General features: G+C 65.7%; 16 protein-coding genes and 1 other RNA gene. 9 read left to right on the top strand and 8 right to left on the bottom strand.

The features are described 5' to 3' along the window. Positions 1–51: 51 nt before the first annotated feature. From pgk to tkt, 3 genes are all read right to left on the bottom strand, one after another. Positions 52–1,245: a phosphoglycerate kinase gene (gene pgk, locus K289_RS0124010; protein WP_027553875.1), complete on the bottom strand. Its 1,194-nt coding sequence runs from the start codon at positions 1,243–1,245 to the stop codon at positions 52–54. 180 nt (positions 1,246–1,425) lie between these two features. Continuing rightward, the gene (gene gap / locus K289_RS0124000) at positions 1,426–2,433 is read right to left on the bottom strand and encodes a type I glyceraldehyde-3-phosphate dehydrogenase (RefSeq protein ID WP_027553874.1); all 1,008 of its coding nucleotides are present in this window, start codon (positions 2,431–2,433) and stop codon (positions 1,426–1,428) included. 170 nt (positions 2,434–2,603) lie between these two features. Continuing rightward, positions 2,604–4,589 carry a transketolase gene (tkt, locus tag K289_RS0123995; protein WP_027553873.1) on the bottom strand — a complete coding sequence of 662 codons (1,986 nt, stop codon included), beginning with the start codon at positions 4,587–4,589 and terminating at the stop codon, positions 2,604–2,606. Positions 4,590–4,877: 288 nt separating this feature from the next. Here tkt and K289_RS0123990 point away from each other — a divergent pair, with 288 nt between their 5' ends. From K289_RS0123990 to K289_RS0123975, 5 genes are all read left to right on the top strand, one after another. Beyond that, complete coding sequence (locus tag K289_RS0123990; protein ID WP_027553872.1) at positions 4,878–5,198, top strand: DUF4164 domain-containing protein; 321 nt, start codon at positions 4,878–4,880, stop codon at positions 5,196–5,198. Next, positions 5,195–5,578: a cell division protein ZapA gene (locus tag K289_RS0123985; protein WP_027553871.1), complete on the top strand. Its 384-nt coding sequence runs from the start codon at positions 5,195–5,197 to the stop codon at positions 5,576–5,578. The genes K289_RS0123990 and K289_RS0123985 overlap by 4 nt, the downstream gene beginning before the upstream one ends. Positions 5,579–5,636: 58 nt before the next feature. Then, a non-coding RNA gene (gene ssrS, locus K289_RS48260) (6S RNA) lies at positions 5,637–5,797 on the top strand. 206 nt (positions 5,798–6,003) lie between these two features. Continuing rightward, a complete protein-coding gene (locus K289_RS0123980; protein WP_027553870.1) occupies positions 6,004–6,600 on the top strand; it encodes a 5-formyltetrahydrofolate cyclo-ligase in 597 nt (198 codons plus the stop codon). Continuing rightward, entirely contained in the window at positions 6,578–7,402 is an 825-nt protein-coding gene (locus K289_RS0123975; protein WP_027553869.1) for a TIGR00282 family metallophosphoesterase, read from the top strand. The genes K289_RS0123980 and K289_RS0123975 overlap by 23 nt, the downstream gene beginning before the upstream one ends. Before the next feature lie 73 nt (positions 7,403–7,475). Here the strand turns inward: K289_RS0123975 and K289_RS0123970 are convergent, their stop codons facing one another. The 5 genes from K289_RS0123970 to K289_RS0123950 form a co-directional block, all read right to left on the bottom strand. Then, on the bottom strand, positions 7,476–8,819 hold the full coding sequence (locus K289_RS0123970) for a cytochrome c (protein WP_027553868.1): 1,344 nt from the start codon (positions 8,817–8,819) through the stop codon (positions 7,476–7,478). After that, complete coding sequence (locus K289_RS0123965; protein WP_027553867.1) at positions 8,816–10,993, bottom strand: xanthine dehydrogenase family protein molybdopterin-binding subunit; 2,178 nt, start codon at positions 10,991–10,993, stop codon at positions 8,816–8,818. The genes K289_RS0123970 and K289_RS0123965 overlap by 4 nt, the downstream gene beginning before the upstream one ends. A gap of 8 nt (positions 10,994–11,001) precedes the next feature. Further along, positions 11,002–11,466: a (2Fe-2S)-binding protein gene (locus K289_RS0123960; protein ID WP_027553866.1), complete on the bottom strand. Its 465-nt coding sequence runs from the start codon at positions 11,464–11,466 to the stop codon at positions 11,002–11,004. 344 nt (positions 11,467–11,810) lie between these two features. Further along, a complete protein-coding gene (locus tag K289_RS0123955) occupies positions 11,811–13,235 on the bottom strand; it encodes a methyl-accepting chemotaxis protein (RefSeq protein WP_027553865.1) in 1,425 nt (474 codons plus the stop codon). 184 nt (positions 13,236–13,419) lie between these two features. Further along, positions 13,420–15,180, bottom strand: coding sequence for a methyl-accepting chemotaxis protein (locus K289_RS0123950; RefSeq protein ID WP_027553864.1), 1,761 nt, complete (start codon positions 15,178–15,180; stop codon positions 13,420–13,422). Between the two features lie 209 nt (positions 15,181–15,389). On the opposite strand from K289_RS0123950, the gene K289_RS0123945 reads away from it, so the two are divergent. The 4 genes from K289_RS0123945 (at position 15,390) to ruvB (ending at position 18,556) form a co-directional block, all read left to right on the top strand. Then, on the top strand, positions 15,390–16,136 hold the full coding sequence (locus tag K289_RS0123945; RefSeq protein ID WP_027553863.1) for a YebC/PmpR family DNA-binding transcriptional regulator: 747 nt from the start codon (positions 15,390–15,392) through the stop codon (positions 16,134–16,136). 223 nt (positions 16,137–16,359) lie between these two features. Continuing rightward, complete coding sequence (gene ruvC, locus K289_RS0123940; RefSeq protein WP_027553862.1) at positions 16,360–16,887, top strand: crossover junction endodeoxyribonuclease RuvC; 528 nt, start codon at positions 16,360–16,362, stop codon at positions 16,885–16,887. Next, the gene (gene ruvA / locus K289_RS0123935) at positions 16,884–17,501 is read left to right on the top strand and encodes a Holliday junction branch migration protein RuvA (RefSeq protein WP_027553861.1); all 618 of its coding nucleotides are present in this window, start codon (positions 16,884–16,886) and stop codon (positions 17,499–17,501) included. Before ruvC ends, ruvA begins: the two co-directional genes overlap by 4 nt. 20 nt (positions 17,502–17,521) lie before the next feature. Then, positions 17,522–18,556, top strand: a complete 1,035-nt coding sequence (gene ruvB / locus K289_RS0123930) for a Holliday junction branch migration DNA helicase RuvB (protein ID WP_198024756.1) — start codon at positions 17,522–17,524, stop codon at positions 18,554–18,556. Positions 18,557–18,609: the final 53 nt, after the last annotated feature.

Genomic DNA, 18,609 nt, shown 5'->3' with positions numbered 1-18,609 from the left:
GTCTTTTTCTCCCGTTTGGGCCTGCGGGGCCGCTAGCTATTTGCCGACTGATTACTTGACGCGCAGAACCTCGACGCCGGGCAGGGGCTTGCCTTCCATCCATTCAAGAAATGCGCCACCGGCGGTCGAGACATAGGTGAAATCGCCGCCGACGCCGGCCTGGTTCAGCGCCGCGACGGTGTCGCCGCCGCCCGCGATCGAGATCAGCTTCTTGGCCTTGGTGCGCTCGGCTGCGTGCTTGGCGGCCGCGACCGTGCCGCGGTCGAACGGCTGCAGCTCGAAGGCGCCGAGCGGGCCGTTCCAGACCAGCGTCGCGGCATCGTCGATGGCGGCATGGATGCGGGCGATCGATTGCGGGCCGACGTCGAGGATCATGCCGTCGGCGGGGATCGCATCGAGACCATAGGCATGCGAGGGCGCGTTGGCGGCGAAATGATAGGCGACGGTGGCATCCACCGGCAGGATGATGGCGCAGTTCGCGGCCTCGGCCTTCTCCATGATGCGCACCGCGGTGGCGGCGAGATCCTTCTCTGCCAGCGACTTGCCGACCGCGACGCCCTGCGCGTGCAGGAAAGTGTTGGCCATGCCGCCGCCGATCACGAGCGCGTCGACCTTGTTGACGAGATTTTCGAGCAGATCGATCTTGGTCGAGACCTTGGCGCCGCCGATGATCGCGATGACCGGCTTGGTCGGCGCTTCCAGCGCCTTCTCCAGCGCATCGAGCTCGGCCTGCATGGTGCGGCCGGCATAGGCGGGCAGCTTGTGGCCGAGGCCCTCGGTCGAGGCGTGGGCGCGGTGCGCGGCCGAGAAGGCGTCGTTGACCCAGATGTCGCCGAGCTTGGCCAATTCCGCGACGAAAGCGGGATCGTTCTTTTCCTCTTCCTTGTGGAAGCGGGTATTCTCCAGACAGAGGATATCGCCGTCATTGAGGGCCGCCACAGCCGTGGCCGCGGGCTCGCCGATGCAGTCATCGGCAAAGGCGACGGGCTTCTTCACGACCTTCGACAGCGCTTCGGTGACTTGCTTGAGCGACTCCTTGGGATCGCGTCCCTTCGGCCGGCCGAAATGCGCGAGCAGGATGACCTTGCCGCCCTTGTCCGAGATTTCGGTGATGGTCGGCGCGACGCGCTCGAGCCGGGTTGCGTCAGTGACGCGCCCGTTCTCCATGGGCACGTTGAGATCGACGCGCAGCAGCACGCGCTTGCCCTTCACGTCGACGTCGTCGAGGGTGCGAAAACTGGCCATGTCCTGATACTCGTTAGCTGGCGACGTTATTAGCTGGCGACTTACGGCGCATCGCGCTCGGGTGGATTGCCTTCCTGCCTGGTCGTTACCTTGCCTCCCTGGCGCATCCCGTACGCGATCAATGCGAACAGCAGAATGACGCCAGGAATTCCGATCCAGGCAGGAAGCACTGCGCTCCCCTTAGATCACCTTCGCCATCGCGACGGCGGTGTCCGCCATGCGGTTCGAGAAGCCCCACTCGTTGTCGTACCAGGACATCACGCGCACCAGCGTGCCGTTCTGCACCTTGGTCTGGTCCTCGTGGAAGGTCGAGGAGTGCGGGTCGTGATTGAAGTCGATCGAGACGTTCGGCGCCGAGGTGTAGCCGAGAATGCCCTTGAGCTGCTGCTCGGAGGCGCGCTTCATCGCCGCGTTGACTTCCTTGGCGTCGGTGGCGCGCTTGGCCACGATCTTGAGGTCGACGACCGAGACGTTCGGGGTCGGCACGCGGATCGCGACGCCGTCGAGCTTGCCCTTCAGTTCGGGGAGCACGAGGCCGATCGCCTTCGCCGCACCGGTCGAGGTCGGGATCATCGACATCGCCGCGGCGCGGCCGCGGTAGAGATCCTTGTGCAGCGTGTCCAGCGTCGGCTGGTCGCCGGTGTAGGCGTGGATCGTGGTCATGAAGCCGGTCTCGATGCCGACGAGGTCGTTGAGCACCTTGGCGACCGGCGCGAGACAGTTGGTGGTGCAGGAGCCGTTGGAGACGACCAAATGATCCTTGGTCAGCGTGTCGTGGTTGACGCCGTAGACGATAGTGGCGTCGGCGCCGTCGGCGGGCGCGGAGACCAGCACGCGCTTGGCGCCGGCGACGAGATGCGCGGAGGCCTTGTCCTTCGCGGTGAAGATGCCGGTGCATTCCAGCGCGATGTCGACGCCGAGATCCTTCCAGGGCAGCTTCGAGGGATCGCGCTCGGCGGTCACCTTGATCTTGTTGCCACCGAGGCTGATCGAGTCACCATCGACGGTGACAGTGCCGGGGAAGCGGCCGTGAACGGAGTCGAAGCGGAGCAAATGAGCATTGGTCTCGACCGGGCCGAGATCGTTGATGCCGACGACCTCGATATCCTTGCGGCCGGACTCGGCGATAGCGCGCAGGACGTTGCGGCCGATGCGGCCAAAACCGTTGATTCCGACGCGGACTGCCATGTTTCGTCTCCTTATGACCGTTCAATGACGCGTGTTCAATGACGTCTGTCATCCCGCGCGACGCGCGTAACGCGCCGGCGAGGGTTTTTCAGGGCGGACGCCCGGTTCGGCCGGGCGGTGCGTGATCATATGAGGAGTTACGTAGTCCTTTTTCAGGGCAAGCTCAACTCTCAGGTTACGCGCTTCAGCACAGCGTTAACCGCAGCCTCGGCAGTAATGCCGAAGTGCTTGAAAAGGTCCTTCGCCGGCGCGCTCGCGCCGAACGAATGCATGCCGACGAATTCGCCGTCCTGGCCGATCACGGCGTCCCAGCCCCAGCGCACCGCGGCCTCGATCGCGATCTTGACCGGCGCGTTGCCGATGATGGCGGCGCGCTTGGCCTCTGGTTGCGCTAACAACAGCTCGAGCGAGGGCACCGAGACCACCCGCGACGGGATGCCGCGTTCGGCGAGCTGCTTCTGGGCCGCGACCGCGATCTCGACCTCCGAGCCGGAGGCGAACAGCGTCGCCTTGGCTTCGCCCTGGGCCGCGACCAGCTCGTAGGCGCCCTGCTGGCAGGGGTTCTCGTTCGGCGCGGTGGTGCGGAGCTGCGGCAGGTTCTGGCGCGTCAGCGCCAGCACCGTCGGGCCGTCGATGCGGTTGAGCGCCAGCTCCCAGCACTCGGCGACCTCGATCGAGTCGCAGGGGCGGAACACGCGCATGTTGGGAATGGCGCGCAGCGCCGCCAGATGCTCGACCGGCTGGTGGGTCGGGCCGTCCTCGCCGAGGCCGATGGAGTCGTGCGTCATCACGTAGACGACGCCGGTGCCCATCAAGGCGGCAAGGCGCATCGCGGGACGCGCATAATCGGTGAACACCAGGAAGGTCGCCCCGTTCGGCGCGAAGCCGCCGTGCAGGAAGATGCCGTTCAAGGCCGCGGCCATGCCGTGCTCGCGGATGCCGTAATGGATGAAGCGGCCTTTCGGCGTCTTGGCCGAGAACGCGGTTGCCGACTTCGCCTTGTTGTTGTTGGAGCCGGTGAGGTCAGCCGAGCCTGCGAGAAACTCCATCGGCATCGCGGCCGCGATCACCTCGATCGCCGCTTCCGAGGACTTGCGGGTCGCAGCCGTCAGCGGCTTCTCCAGGAGCTCCTTCTTGTGCGCGCGCAGCGCCTTCGCGAGCGAAGCGGGACGTTCGTGGCGCAGGCGGCGCTCGAACTCGGCGCGCTTGCGGCTGCCGAGCTCACCGAGCCGTCCTTCCCATTCCTGGCGCGCAGCCGCGCCGCGGCTGCCGGCTTCGCGCCACGCCTTCAGGACGTCGTCCGGCACCGAGAACGGCTCGAGCGAGATGCCGAGATTTTCCTTGGCGGCCTTGAGTTCGTCGGCGCCGAGCGCCTCGCCATGCGCCTTCGCGGTGCCGGCCTTGTGCGGCGCGCCGTAGCCGATGGTGGTGCGGCAGGCGATCAGCGTCGGCTTGTTCGACTTCTTCGCGCGCGTGATCGCGGCGGCGATCACAGCCTGGTCCTGGCCGTCGATCTTCTCGGCAGCCCAGCCTGCGGACTTGAAGCGCTTCACCTGGTCGACGGAATCGGAGATCGAGGTCGGGCCGTCGATCGAGATGCCGTTGTCATCGTAGAGCACGATCAGCTTGTTGAGCTTCCAGTGCCCGGCCATCGCGATCGCTTCCTGCGACACGCCTTCCATCAGGTCTCCGTCGGAGGCGAGCACGAACGTGTGGTGGTCGACGATCTTCTTGCCGAACTCGGCAGCCAGCATCTTCTCGGCCAGCGCCATGCCGACGGCAGTCGAGATGCCCTGGCCGAGCGGACCGGTCGTGGTCTCGATGCCCTTGGTGTGGAAGTTTTCGGGGTGCCCCGGGGTCAGCGAGCCGAGCTGGCGGAAGTACCTGAGCTGGTCCAGCGTCATGTCGGCATTGCCGGTGAGGAAGAGCAGCGAATAGAGCAGCATCGAGCCGTGGCCGGCCGAGAGCACGAAGCGGTCGCGGTCGGGCCAGTTCGGCGCGGCGGCGTCGAACTTCAGGAACTGTGTGAACAGCACTGTGGCGATGTCGGCGGCGCCCATCGGCAGGCCGGGATGGCCCGATTTCGCCTTCTCGACAGCATCCATCGAGAGGCCGCGGATCGCGTTGGCCATACGGGTGTGGTCGACCTGCGTCATGTTGAAAATCCGTCTGAAATGAAGCGCTTGGCAGTGGCGTGGGACCGCGGGGGAAGAGCCTGGCGGCCTATGGGGCGAGGGTGGGGATAGCATCTCGGTTCCGGGAGTCCAAGGCAATCAAACGCCGGTTTGGCCGCAAAAGTTGCTTATCGGTGCATAGTTTCCCGCCGGCGTTGCGCATCGCTTCCCTGCCACGTAAATTTCTGCTTGTAACCGCTTGCCGAACCGAGTCTTTTGCCGGACGGCAGGCCCCGGGGACAAAGGCCACAAGGTTCCGCCGCTGACTGCATGAACGATCGCGTTTCCAACAGTTCCGCCATGACGGAATCGTCTGCCGTCGAGATCGAGATCGCGACCCGCAGGCTCATGGCAGCGCTCGATGCGCTCGAAAGCGCAGTCGAACGGCGGCGCGATGCCGATCGCGACGAGAACGAACTCGCGACGCGAATCCAGGCGCTCGGCGCCGATCGCTCGCGATTGGCTGATGAACTCGACGGTGCGCTGGTGAAGGCACGCAAGCTCGAGCGCACCAATCGCGAGATATCGGAGAAGCTGGATTCCGCGATCGTCACGATACGCTCGGTGCTCGATACCGGAGAGGACGGATGAGCCACATCAACGTCACCATCAACGGCCGGCAATACCGCATGGCCTGCGAGGAGGGCCAGGAGGTGCGGCTGCTAAAGCTCGCAGAAAGCCTGGAGACGCGAATCCAGTCGCTGCGCGGAAAGTTCGGCGAGATCGGCGATGCGCGTCTCACCGTGATGGCGGCGCTGACCGCCTGCGACGAGTTGGTCGATGCAGGCAACCGCATCCGCACCATGGAGCAGGAATTGAACGAGCTGCGGGATTTCCGCAATGCCGCCGTCGAGCGCGCCCGGATGACCCAGACCGCAGTCGTCAACGCGCTGAACGCCGCGGCCGAGCGCATCGAGAAGTCGACCCAGGTCCTGAACCGGACCGTCGGCGGCGGGATCGCGATCGGTTAGTTGGGGGCTCGATGCCCCCGGGCTGGCGATTCGTCAGCTTCGTTGTTAGATTGCAAATGCGAGGCTGCGGCGCACGTCAGGAGCCATATATCCCCGGGGCCTTATCGATCCTTTAGGGAACTGTCCCTGGCCGGGCCCGTGGGCCCGGACATATGGTGCCCACCTACTTTCGTAGGGAACTCCGGGATCGAGTGCTTCAACGGCGTCCGCGGCTTCGCGCTTCTACCTTCTGGTCTGTGCCTGTCGAAATTTGCGTCCCCGACACGCTCGCGGTTCAATCCAAGTCTCGGTGTCATGTCCGCGAGAGCGGGTATCAAGGACGCCGCGGCGTCGAGGTTCTTGCACTGGCGTCTCTGGAAATTGGATCGCCTGCATGCACGGGCGATGATGGCGGAGCGGGGACTCTGCCTTCGGGGAAAACGCAGATGACCAACTCCAAAGCCGAACTGCGTGCCAAGGCCCTCGCCAAGCGCGACGCGCTCAGCGAGAAGAAGCGCAGCACAGCCGCGGCAAAACTCGCCAAGCGCGGCCTGCCGTTCGAGCTGCTGCCCGGCAGCATCATCTCCGGCTATTCGCCGATCCGCAGCGAGATCGATCCGGCGCCGCTGATGGTGAAGCTTGCAGGCGAAGGCGTGCGGCTCGCGCTGCCTTGCGTCACCGCGCGCGGCCAGTCGCTGATCTTCCGCATCTGGCGTCCGAACGACCGCCTGATGCTCGGCCCGCTCGGCATTCCCGAGCCATCGCCGGCGGCCGCCGAGGTCATCCCGGACATCATGCTGACGCCGCTTGCGGCCTTCGACCGTCTCGGCCATCGCATCGGCTATGGCGCGGGGCATTACGACTTCACCTTCGCGCATTTGCGCAAGACCAAGCACGTCGTCGGTATCGGCCTTGCTTTCGCGGCGCAGGAGATCGAGGCGGTTCCGGCACTATCGCACGACGTCGCGCTGGATTATGTGCTAACGGAATCGGACGTGTTCGATTTCCGGAGTTCTGAAGTTGCGCATTCTCTTCGTGGGTGATGTCGTCGGCCGAGCCGGGCGTGCGGCGATTGCCGAATATCTGCCCGGCATGGTCAAGGATTGGTCGCTCGATTTCGTCGTCGTCAACGGCGAGAACTCCGCCGGCGGCTTCGGCATCACCGAGGCGATCTACCAGGAGCTCCTCGATGCCGGCGCCGACGCGGTGACGCTCGGCAACCATTCCTGGGACCAGCGCGAAGCTCTGGTGTTCATCGAGCGCGCGGAGCGCCTGGTGCGGCCGGCGAACTATCCGCGCGGCACGCCCGGCCGTGGCGCGGCGCTGGTGGAGACCAAGAACGGCAAGCACGCGCTCGTCGTCAACGCGCTCGGCCGCGTCTTCATGACCCCGTTCGACGACCCCTTCGCCGCGCTAGAGCGCGAGCTAGGCGCCTGTCCGCTCGGCCAGGCCGCCGACGCCATCGTCGTCGATTTCCATTGCGAGGCGACCAGCGAGAAGCAAGGCATAGGCTTCTTCTGCGACGGCCGCGCCAGCCTCGTCGTCGGTACGCACACGCATGTGCCGACCGCCGATCACCAGATCCTCAGCGGCGGCACCGCCTACATGACCGACGCCGGCATGACCGGTGATTACGACTCCATCATCGGCATGCAGAAGGAAGAGCCGCTGCGGCGGTTTACGTCGGGCATACCGTCGGGCCGCTTCGAGCCGGCGGCCGGTGCAGCGACGCTGAGCGGCGTTGCAGTGGAGACGGATGATTCCACGGGGCTCGCGCTGCGGATTGCGCCGGTGCGCGCGGGCGGCCGGTTGGAGCCCGCGACGCCGCGGTTCTGGTTGAGCTAATTGGCGGCACCGCACCTTCAATGCACCCTCTCCCCTTACAAGGGGAGAAGGTGCAGCGGCATTCGCGGCGCGCTTACTCCGCCGTCTGCTCTCTCAACTCCGCAACATCCTTCGCCGTCAGCTTCGAGCCCTTCGCACCAAAACGCGCGGTCACGTAGTTCGCGACAGCCGCGATCTCGTCGTCGGTGTAGGCGTTGCCGAACGCCGGCATCGACAGCGCCCCGTCGGGCGTGTGGCGCTTGGTGCCCGAGAGGACGATCTGCGCGACATTGATGGCGGCGGGGTCGTTGACGGCCCAGGTGCCGGTCAGCGTTGCCATCGGCGACACCGGGCTTTCGCCGCTCCAGCCATGGCAGCTGACGCAGGCGCTGGCGAAGACCTTCTTGCCGCGCGCATCCGCCGTGACGCCGTCCCTGTGCGAGGCGGGCGCGATCGGCGCCGTGCCTGCGGGGAGGTCAGGCGAGGGCTGCGGCGGCACGCTGCGCAGGTAGGCGACGATGGCGCGGATGTCTTCGGGAGCGAACTGGCTGAAGCTGCGATCGACCGCTTCGCCCATCGGACCCGAGGCCGAGCCGTGGCCCGGCGCATGGCCGACCGACAGATAGGCGATGAGATCCTCATCACGCCAATTGCCGAGACCGGTGGCTTTGTCGGAGGAGATGTTGAAGGCGCGCCAGCCGGCGGTGATGGCACCGGCGAACTTCTTGCGGTTGTCCAGCGCAAAGCCAAGATTGCGCGGGGTGTGGCACTCGCCGCAATGCGCCAGCGCTTCCGCCAGATACGCGCCTCTGTTCCACTCCGGGCTCTTCGAGGTGTCCGGCGTGAAGCGCGTGTCCGGATTGAACACGGCCGACCAGAACATCATTGCCCAGCGCTGGTTGAACGGGAATGACAGCGTGTTGTCCGGCGCCTTCGCGCGCACCGGCGGCAGGCTGAAGAGATACGCCTTCACCGCCAGCACGTCGTCGTCCGTCATGTAGGTGTAGGACGTGTACGGCATCGCCGGGTAGAGCCGCGCGCCGTCATGGCGCGTGCCGCGCTGGACCGCGTTGAGGAAATCCTGGTCGCTGTAATTGCCGATGCCGGTTTCCTTGTCCGGCGTGATGTTGGTCGAATAGAGCGTGCCGAACGGAAGCTTGAAGCCGAGCCCGCCGGAATATTCCTTCTCGCCCGGCTTGGTGTGGCAGACCATGCAGTCGGCCGCTTTCGCAAGATATTCGCCGCGTTCGATCAGGCTCGCCTTCTCCAGCGAGGCCGGCACGCCGGTCGGCTTGCCGGCGCGGTAGTCCGCCAGCGCCACCTTGGCGCCGCCGGCGAAGTCGAGCGGGTGCGGCCCGCGGATGTACCAGACGCCAACCACCATCGCGACGATGGCGATCACGACCAGGCTTGCGAAGATGCGCATCGCCCCACTCATGCTTTCTTCCCCACAGCCAAAGCTTTCCGATCGATCGGCAGGCGCCGCAGCGCCACGCCGGTTGCGGCAAGAATCGCGTTGCGCAGCGCCGGCGGTCCGGCGTTGACGCCGGCCTCGCCGATGCCGCCTGGCGCCTCGCCGCTCTTCACCACGATCACCTCGATCTTCGGCGTCTCGTTGATGCGCATCATGCGGTAGTCGTGGAAGTTCGACTGCTGCACGCGGCCCTTGTCGATGGTGATCTCGCCATAGAGCGCGGCGGTGAGACCGAAGATCAGGCCGCCCTCGATCTGCGCTTTCACCGTATCCGGGTTGACCGCGATGCCGGTGTCGACAACGGAGGTGACGCGGCGGAGCGTGATCTCGCCGATATCGTCGATCTCCGCTTCGACCACGGTTGCGATGAAGCTCTCGAACGACGGCTGCACGCAGACGCCGCGGCCGACACGCGCCGGCAGCGGCTGGCCCCAGCCGGCTTTCTCGACTGCGAGGTTGAGCACCGCGAGCATGCGCGGGTTCTTCGTCAGCATGGAGCGGCGGAATTCAACGGGATCCTTGCCGGCCTTGCCCGCGAGCTCGTCCATCGCGCATTCGACCGCGAACACGTTGTTGTTCGGGCCGACGCCGCGCCAGAAGCCAGTCGGCACCGCCGGCGGCTCGGCACGGACATATTCGACGTGGAAGTTGGCGAAGTCGTAAGGCGCATCGACCGCGGCGTCGACGGCGTCGATGTCGATGCCCTTCTGGAACGCCGGCGGCAGCCAGCGCGCCAGCACCGCCGAGCCGGCGACCTTGTACTTCCAGGCCGCGACCTTGCCGTCGACCAGCGAGGCGCTGATCTGGTCGCGATAGACCGGACGATAGACGTCGTGCTGGATGTCCTCCTCGCGGGTCCATATCACCTTGACGGGATAATCGACCTGCTTGGCGATCTTCACCGCGGTGATCACCATGTCCGGCTCGAGCTTGCGGCCAAAGCCGCCGCCGAGCAGGTGGTTGTTGACGATTACCTTGTCGACGGGCAGGCCGGCGGCCTTCGCCGCCTCGGCCTGCACGCGCGTCATGATCTGCGTGCCGGTCCAGATCTCGCAGGAGTCCGGCTTCACGTGCACGGTGGCGTTGATCGGCTCCATCGACGCATGCGCCAGGAACGGCAGCTCGTAGGCAGCCTCGAACCTGTCGCCGCTCGAAAGGCCTTTTGCGATGTCGCCGGTGGATTTTGCGACCGCGCCGTCCTTCGCGCTGGCGGCGCGCAGATCCTGCCAGATGTCCTTCGTGGTGAGCTTCGCGTGCGGACCTTCATTCCACTCGATCTTGAGCGCTTCGAGGCCCTTCTTCGCCGCCCACATGTGATCGCCGATGACAGCGACGGTGTCGTCGAGCGCCACGACCTTGCGCACGCCGGGAATCTTCACAGCCGCGCTGTCGTCGACCTTGCCGACCTTGCCGCCGAACACGGGGCAGGTCGCCACCGTCGCGATCTTCATGCCGGGCAGGATCGCGTCGATGCCGTAGACGGCCTTGCCGTTGACCTTGTCCGGCGTATCCAGCCGCTTCAGCGGCTGGCCAATATAGACGAAGTTTCTGGGGTCCTTCAGCGCGACATCCTTCGGCGGTGTCTGGCCCTGCGCGGCCTGCGCCAGCGCGCCATAGGCAAGCGTGCGGCCGCTTCCCGCATGCATGACCTCGCCCTTCGATGCCGTGCAACTCGCGGGCTCGACCTGCCATTCGGCGGCCGCGGCCTGCACCAGCATGGCGCGCGCGATCGCGCCGGCCTTGCGCAGAGGCGTCCACCAGGCGCGGATCGAGTTGGAGTTGCCGGTGACCTGGAGGCCGAAGGTCGGGTTCGCGTAGACCTTGTCGTTGGGCGGCGCATGCTGGACCTCGACCTTGGCCCAGTCGGCGTCGAGCTCTTCGGCCAGCACCGCCGAGATCGAGGTGTAGGTGCCCTGGCCCATCTCGACCTGCGGCATGATCAGGACGGTGTGGCCGGTCTCGTCGATGCGGATGAAAGCGTTCGGCGCGAACTTGCCGTCGGTCGCGTCAGGCGGCTGCACCGGCTCGTTGACGGCGGCGCGCAGCGGTAGGTGGAAGGCCAGGAGAAGGCCGGTTGCAACGCCACCGGTCAGCAGCGCGCGGCGGGATACGCCCTGGAGAGTCTTGTCTGCAATCATGGCGGACCTCACGATTGACGGCCGGAGGCGGCCTGCTTGATCGCCTCGCGGATCCGCACATAGGTGCCGCAGCGGCAGATGTTGCCAGCCATCGCCGCGTCGATATCGGAGTCATCGGGGTTCGGCGTTGCCGTCAGCAGCGCCGCGGCCGACATGATCTGGCCGGACTGGCAATAGCCGCACTGGATCACTTCGAGATCGAGCCAGGCCTTCTGCACCTTCGCGCCGGCCGGCGTGTTGCCGACGGCCTCGACCGTGGTGACGGCGCGGTTCTCGACCGCGCTCACCGGCAGCACGCAGGAGCGCACGGCCTTGCCGTCGACATGCACGGTGCAGGCGCCGCATTGCGCGATGCCGCAGCCGAATTTCGTACCGGTCATTCCGAGGATGTCGCGCAGCACCCAGAGCAGGGGCATTTCGGGCGGAGCGTCGAAGGTCTTCTTCTCACCGTTGATGGTCAGCGTCGTTGCCATATGCATCCCCCTTGATCGATGATCGCTTACGGCGATCATGTCGGCGAATTCCGCGCGACCATAATCGTAGCGATGCGAACGATGAAGCGGCGAAATTTTTAGCGATGCATATTTGCGCGATCGGTGCGCCTGACCATGTCCTTCACGAACTTGTGCGGCGATTGCTGCACTGGTTTTGGGCTAATTGATATGATAATCATCATTTTTTGACGCATTTTCGCGTCCGCCGTCGGCCGTCGCAGATCGTCGTGCGAATCCGCAAAATCGTGCGAAGGTGAAATTCGTGCGATTGCGAAAAATTTCGCGACGGCAGCGCGCGGCGGGATGCGCGCCGCGACGGGCCGTCAGCCCTGCCGGAAGCCCATCCGGAAAGCGCCCCAGTGCCTGCCGCGGACCACGATCGGCGAGGACAGGTCCTTCATCAGCACGAATTGTCCGCCGCCCATGTCGCGGCGGTAGGTCTGGAGCAGGAACGGCTTGGTGTTGGCCGCGACCTTCTTCACCGCGCGATCGGTGAACAGGCGCCGGTTGCGGCAATTGGCGTTGTTCCAGACCGGGTCCTTGCCCTGCGGCAGGCGGTAATTCGGATTGTGGGTCGGCAGATAGCCGCCCTTGGCCCAGGCGACGCAGAACACGATGCGGGGATCGGATTTCTGGATCGGGTCCTGGATCGCGGGCAGCACGCGATCAGTGAAGTCGACGTATTTGGTGAGATATTGCTTGGGATCGGTGCCCGGGATCTCCCGATAGGTCTCGTCCATGAGCTGGTCGAGCGTGATCTCGCCGCGGTCGATCGCGGCCTCGAACTCGGCCGAGATCCGCTTCGCGGTGTCGACGACGGCGCGGATCAGCGGCGCGTCAGACGTCTCCACGCCGCTGTCGGCGATCAGCGCGATCAGGCCTTCGGAGACGTCGAGCAGCTTGGCCACCCGCTCGTCGGCGTATTTGAGGTCGCGGGAGGAGAGGTCGACGCCCTTGGCGAGTTCGTTGAGCTCGCTGATGACCGTATCGCAATGGCCGAGATTGGAGGTCGCGGCGCGCGTGACGCTGCCGATCTCCGCTTCGACCGACGCAAAGCCCTGCTGCACGCGAGTGATGATGCCGGAGATCTGCTGGGCGCCTTCGCCGGCGGTCTTCGCGCGCTGCGAGGCGTCGCTGCTCTCGCCGATCAGGCCTTCGATCTGGCCGTCGAGATCGCGGACGGTGTCGGAGATCTGATGCGTGGCCTGGCGGGTCGCCTCCGCAAGGTTCTTCACTTCGCTTGCGACGACCGCGAAGCCGCGGCCGGCGTTGCCCGCGCGTGCCGCTTCGATGGTGGCGTTGAGCGCCAGCAGGTTGGTCTGCTTTGCGATCGCCTCGATCGAGCCGGAGACTTTCGCGACCTGTGCCAGTGCCGAGCCGACTGCGCTGAGCCGTGCCTCGATCCGCCCCACCGCCGCAACGAGTTCCGAGATGTGGCTGACCGCGGTCTCGACCGCATGACGCGACTGGGAGATCTCGCCGACGGCTGCGGATGTGGTCGATTGCACCGCCTGTGACGCATTGGCGATGTCGTGATTGGCCGAGACCATCGTCTCGGCCGTCTTCTGCAGATGGTGAAACCGTTCCGACTGGCTCGAAACGCGGCTTGCAACCTCCTGGACGTTGCCGGCGATATCGGCAAGTTCCACGCCGAGACCGCCGATGCGGTCGGCGAGCTGGTCAATCAGACGTTCGGCCAGCGTCCGGTTGGAGCCGGTGTCCAGTACTGCAAGTTGTGCAACGGACATGTTCGCGAGTTCTCCAGTCAGAGCCGTTCGCCGGCCCGCGCGGCATTCCCATTCCAAGTTTAAAAGGTGATTCGCGCGTCGGCGTCTTGCCTGAGGGTGCACCAAGGGCGCGAATTGTCATCGCTCCCTGATTTTTTTGTTGGAGCATGATCTTTCGGAAGACCGCACTTCTACGGATCGTGCTCTAGAGTTTGTAGGCCGTCCTGAATCCGCCCCAGTGCCGGCCCTGCACGCGGATCGGGACATCGATCTCGCGCATCATCACCGTATTCCCGTTCCCCATGTCGCGCGCATAGCTCTGAATAAGATACGAGCGCAGGTTGCGCGCGGCGGCGAGCCCGGCCGGATCGTTGAAGATGCGCCGGTTGCGACTGTTGGCTGTGTTCCAGGCGACATCGCCCGGTCGCTGCGGGTGCGAATAGATCTTGTTGTGCACCGGCAGGAAGCCGTTGCGGTCGACCATGGCGCAGAACGCCATGCGCGGCTCCTTTGCCAGAAAGGCTTCCTGGAACGGCGGCAGTGCCCGGTCGGCCCAGTCCAGATATTTCGTGCGGTATTGTTGCGGATTGGTGCCGGCAATCTCCGCATAATCGGTGTCGAAGAGGTCATCGATCTTGACGTCACCGCGCGCGACCGCCTGCTCGAAGATCTTCGTCAGCGCGCTACCCGCTTCCATGGCACGGGTGACGAACTCGGTGTTCTCCTCGTGGATCGACCACATCCGGTCTTCGATCTTCTCGGCTAGCTCCGCATTAGGACCGACGAATTGCGCGCGGGCGCCGGCCTTGGATTGCTCAATCACGCGCAGGCGGCAGGCGCCGACGCCTTCGAGCGCGCCCTCGATCACCGCGTGCAGCGCAAGCCGTGCCGCGTCCGCGCCGCCGATCAGCACCGCATCCATCGCGATCTCGTAGACCGGCATCACGCCGCGCGCGCTTTCGAATTTGAGGTGGCAGGGAAGCCGCTCGGTCTTGCGGCGATCGTCATGCTCACTCTGGCTGAGCAGGACCGCGCAGCGCGACTTCAGCTTCTGTGCGAACGTGGTGACGGCCTTGCCGGCGCTGGCGACGCTCTCGCCATGGGTCTCGGCGGCCTTGGTCGCGGCGTCGATCTCGGCCGCGCTCTCGCCGACCGAGACGATGAATTGCGACGCGCTGGCGGCGTTGCCGGAGACCTCGCTGGTGGTCGCGTTCTGCTCCGCGACCGCGCCGTCGACGGTCTCGAACACCGGACGGATCGCCTCGATCGCCTGCGAGATGCGGTGCACCGCATCCGCTGAGCTGGCCGCGTCCTTCTGCAGCGCGTCGATCTTCTTCGTGATCTCTTCCGTCGCACTCTGGGTCTGCACCGCCAGCGCCTTGACCTCGGTGGCGACGACTGCAAAGCCTTTCCCCGCCGCGCCGGCGCGTGCAGCCTCGATCGTCGAGTTGAGCGCGAGCAGCGTCGTCTGCCTCGCGATCTGCGCGATCAGGTTGACGACATTGCCGATCGCGGCCGAGGACTCGCGCAGGCGGTCGACATTGGCGCGGGCCTCCTGCGCCGCCGCGCTGGCCTCGTCGGCGAGCTTTCCGGCGGCGCGGACCTGCGCGCCGATTCCCTGCGCGGATTGGGTGAACTTGTCGGCGGCCTCGGCGAAGGTGGATGCGGTCGACTGGGCGGCGTTGGTGCGTCCGGTCAGCGCATCGGTGCGCGCGCGGATGGTGGCAAGCGTCGCGGCGGTAGCCTCCGCACCGCCGGCGACCGAATTGGCGGCACGTTCGAGCTGGCGAATCATGGCGCCGAGCTCGAGTTCCAGCAGCTCCAGGATTTCGCGGGCCGAATCGCCCTCGGCGGCCTGGGACGTTTCTTGGGGCGGCTCGGAACGCGCAGCTAACGCCTCGGCCTGCGGGGCTGCCACAGGCGCGGACATATCCGGCTCACGCTTGCGAAATAATGCGAACGCCATCAGGTCACTCTTGTCGGTGGACGAGCGGACGCTATTTTCGCAAGCCGAAATGAAGTCAGGGTTAACAATGCCTCACCGTAAGGCACGTGCCCTTACGATGTTACCTTTAATCTGAGAGAACCCTTTCATTCCGGTGGGTTGGCGGCCTATAAGGCCGCGCTTTCCCCCTGATTGGCGGACGACGCAAGAGACCATTCGAAGAGACCAGCATGGCCGGACATTCCCAATTCAAGAACATCATGCACCGCAAGGGGCGGCAGGATGCCCAGAAGTCGAAGCTCTTCGGCAAGCTGGCGCGGGAAATCACCGTCGCGGCCAAGCTGGGCACGCCCGACCCCAACATGAACCCGCGCCTGCGCGCCGCCGTGATCGCCGCGCGCCAGGAGAACATGCCGAAGGACAATATCGAGCGCGCCATCAAGAAGGCACTCGGCAGCGACGGCGAGAACTATGACGAGATCCGCTACGAGGGGTATGGCCCCGGTGGCGTCGCCGTCATCGTCGAGGCGCTGACCGACAACCGCAACCGCGCGGCCTCCGACATCCGCTCCTTCTTCACCAAGTCGGGCGGCAATCTCGGCGAAACCGGCTCGGTCTCCTTCATGTTCGACCGCACCGGCATCATCGAATATGACCGCAGCGTTGCCTCCGACGACGCGGTGCTCGACGCCGCGATCGAGGCCGGCGCCGACGACGTGATCTCGAGCGAGAGCGGCCACGAGATCTACGCCTCGACCGAGAGCTACCGCGACGTCGCCAAGGCGCTGGAAGCCAAGTTCGGCGAGCCGCGCAAGGCCGCGCTGATCTGGAAGCCGCAGAACACGGTCTCGGTCGATGACGAGACCGGCGAGAAACTGCTCAAGCTGATGGACCTGCTCAACGAGCATGACGACGTCCAGAACGTCTACGCCAATTTCGAGGTGTCGGACGCGCTGATGGCGAAGATGGGCGGCTGAGCCTCATTCTCCCTGTCGTCGCCCGGTCTTGACCGGGCGACCCAGTATTCCAGAGACGCCAGCGAGATACGGAGAAGCCGCGGCGTACTGGATACGCCGCCTTCGCGGGGTATGACGCCGTGGCGGGCAGCGCAGGGCACTCAACCACGAGAGACCATACTTCCCCTGTTACTTCCGTTCTGTTTCTGTTTCCCCCGCAGCAGTCAGCCGCTATCACTGGCCGATGACCGCGCTCCCGATTCGCCAGCCCGTCCGTATCATCGGCATCGACCCTGGCCTCCGCCGCACCGGCTGGGGCGTGATCGAGGCAGAGGGCAATCGTCTCATCTACGTCGCCTGTGGCTCGGTGGAACCGCCGGACGATTTGCCGCTGTCGAGCCGGCTGCTCGCGATCCATGAGGGGCTCGCGGCGGTCCTGTCCGATCACAAGCCGATGGAAGCCGCCGTCGAGCAGACTTTTGTGAACAAGGACGGCGTTGCGACGCTGAAACTCGGCCAGGCCCGCGGCGTCGCCATGCTGGCGCCCGCGATGTTCGGTATCACCGTCGCCGAATACGCGCCGAACCAGGTCAAGAAGACGGTGGTCGGCGCCGGTCACGCCGACAAGCACCAGATCGCGATAATGTTGAAGATATTGCTGCCGAAAGCCGAGCCGCCGTCCGCGGATGCCGCCGACGCGCTCGCCATCGCCATCACCCACGCCCATCACCGCCAGAGCACGGCGCTAAGGCTGAAGGTGGCGGGGCTATGATCGGCAAGCTCAAGGGTCTGATCGATTCCTACGGCGAGGATTTCGTCATCCTCGACGTCGGCGGTGTCGGCTATCAGGTGCATTGCTCGACGCGCACGCTGCAGCATTTGCCGTCACCGGGCGAGGCCGCCGTGCTGTCGATCGAGACCTATGTCCGCGAGGACCAGATCAAATTGTTCGGCTTCCGCACCGACCAGGAGCGCGAATGGTTCCGCCTGCTCCAGACCGTGCAGGGCGTCGGCGCCAAGGTCGCGCTCGCGGTGCTCGGCACGCTGCCGCCTTCCGATCTCGCCAACGCCATTGCGCTGCGCGACAAGGCCGCGGTGTCGCGCACGCCGGGCGTCGGCCCCAAGGTCGCCGAGCGCATCGTCACCGAATTGAAGGACAAGGCGCCGGCCTTTGCCAATGTCGATCCGCACGTCGTGCATCTCGCCGGCGCCGTCGACGACCAGCGCGCGCCGCGCCCGGTGGCGGACGCGATCTCCGCGCTGGTCAATCTCGGCTACGGCCAGCCGCAGGCTGCCGCTGCCATCGCAACGGCCTCGCGCAGCGCCGGTGAGCATGCCGAGACGGCGCAGCTCATTCGCCTCGGCTTGAAGGAGCTCGCGAAGTGAGCGACCCCAAGGCGTCCCGCATGGTCTCGTCCGAACGCCGCAGTGACGATGTCGGCGACACCGCACTGCGCCCGCAGTCGCTGTCCGACTTCGTCGGCCAGCAGCAGGCGCGCAAGAACCTCTCGATCTTCATCGAGGCGGCGCGCAAGCGCGGCGAGGCACTGGACCATGTGCTGTTTGTCGGTCCCCCTGGTCTCGGCAAGACCACGCTGGCGCAGATCGTGGCGAAGGAGCTCGGCGTCGGCTTTCGCGCCACATCAGGCCCCGTGATCGCCAAGGCCGGCGATCTCGCGGCGCTGCTGACCAATCTCGAAGAGCGCGACGTGCTCTTCATCGATGAAATTCATCGGTTGAGTCCCGCAGTGGAAGAAGTGCTCTATCCCGCGATGGAGGATTTTCAGCTCGACCTGATCATCGGCGAGGGCCCCGCGGCGCGCTCGGTCAAGATCGAGCTCTCGAAGTTCACGCTCGTCGGCGCCACCACGCGCGCTGGCCTTCTGACAAATCCCTTGCGCGACCGCTTCGGCATTCCGGTGCGGCTCAATTTCTATACGATCGAGGAATTGGAAAGCATCGTCACCCGCGGCGCGCGCGTGCTCAATGTCGGCATGAGCGCGGACGGCGCCAACGAGATCGCGCGCCGCGCCCGCGGCACGCCGCGCATCGCCGGCCGCCTCTTGCGCCGCGTGCGCGATTTCGCCTCGGCGGCGAATGCCGACGAGATCGACCGCAAGATCGCCGACCATGCGCTCAGCGCGCTCGAGGTTGACGCTGCAGGCCTGGACGCCATGGATCGCCGCTACCTCACGACCATCGCGCTGAACTATGGCGGCGGTCCGGTCGGCGTCGAGACGATGGCGGCGGCGCTGTCCGAGCCGCGCGACGCGATCGAGGACATCATCGAGCCCTATCTGATCCAGTGCGGCTATCTGCAGCGCACCCCGCGCGGCCGGCTGCTGACCTCGCATGCGTTCCGCCACCTCGGCCTCACTGAGCCCAACCGCGATCCGGCACAGTTTGGCCTGTTCGGCAGCGACCAGGCCGAGGACGACTGACTGCCACAGTCGGTGAACCCACCGGTTCCCACCTGTCACTAATGCGGACGCGC

It is taken from the genome of Bradyrhizobium sp. Cp5.3 (assembly GCF_000426265.1).
Taxonomy (GTDB): Bacteria; Pseudomonadota; Alphaproteobacteria; order Rhizobiales; family Xanthobacteraceae; genus Bradyrhizobium; species Bradyrhizobium neotropicale.
The sequence above is the reverse complement of the archived record's forward strand: the minus strand, read 5'-3'. Positions and strand labels throughout refer to the sequence as shown.

Bases quoted from the DNA above. Each gene is read 5' to 3' on its own strand.
- pgk (WP_027553875.1), bottom strand. From the start codon at position 1,245: ATGGCCAGTTTTCGCACCCTCGACGACGTCGACGTGAAGGGCAAGCGC.
- gap (WP_027553874.1), bottom strand. From the start codon at position 2,433: ATGGCAGTCCGCGTCGGAATCAACGGTTTTGGCCGCATCGGCCGCAAC.
- tkt (WP_027553873.1), bottom strand. From the start codon at position 4,589: ATGACGCAGGTCGACCACACCCGTATGGCCAACGCGATCCGCGGCCTC.
- K289_RS0123990 (WP_027553872.1), top strand. From the start codon at position 4,878: ATGAACGATCGCGTTTCCAACAGTTCCGCCATGACGGAATCGTCTGCC.
- K289_RS0123985 (WP_027553871.1), top strand. From the start codon at position 5,195: ATGAGCCACATCAACGTCACCATCAACGGCCGGCAATACCGCATGGCC.
- K289_RS0123980 (WP_027553870.1), top strand. From the start codon at position 6,004: ATGACCAACTCCAAAGCCGAACTGCGTGCCAAGGCCCTCGCCAAGCGC.
- K289_RS0123970 (WP_027553868.1), bottom strand. From the start codon at position 8,819: ATGAGTGGGGCGATGCGCATCTTCGCAAGCCTGGTCGTGATCGCCATC.
- K289_RS0123965 (WP_027553867.1), bottom strand. From the start codon at position 10,993: ATGATTGCAGACAAGACTCTCCAGGGCGTATCCCGCCGCGCGCTGCTG.
- K289_RS0123960 (WP_027553866.1), bottom strand. From the start codon at position 11,466: ATGGCAACGACGCTGACCATCAACGGTGAGAAGAAGACCTTCGACGCT.
- K289_RS0123955 (WP_027553865.1), bottom strand. From the start codon at position 13,235: ATGTCCGTTGCACAACTTGCAGTACTGGACACCGGCTCCAACCGGACG.
- K289_RS0123950 (WP_027553864.1), bottom strand. From the start codon at position 15,180: ATGGCGTTCGCATTATTTCGCAAGCGTGAGCCGGATATGTCCGCGCCT.
- K289_RS0123945 (WP_027553863.1), top strand. From the start codon at position 15,390: ATGGCCGGACATTCCCAATTCAAGAACATCATGCACCGCAAGGGGCGG.
- ruvC (WP_027553862.1), top strand. From the start codon at position 16,360: ATGACCGCGCTCCCGATTCGCCAGCCCGTCCGTATCATCGGCATCGAC.
- ruvA (WP_027553861.1), top strand. From the start codon at position 16,884: ATGATCGGCAAGCTCAAGGGTCTGATCGATTCCTACGGCGAGGATTTC.
- ruvB (WP_198024756.1), top strand. From the start codon at position 17,522: ATGGTCTCGTCCGAACGCCGCAGTGACGATGTCGGCGACACCGCACTG.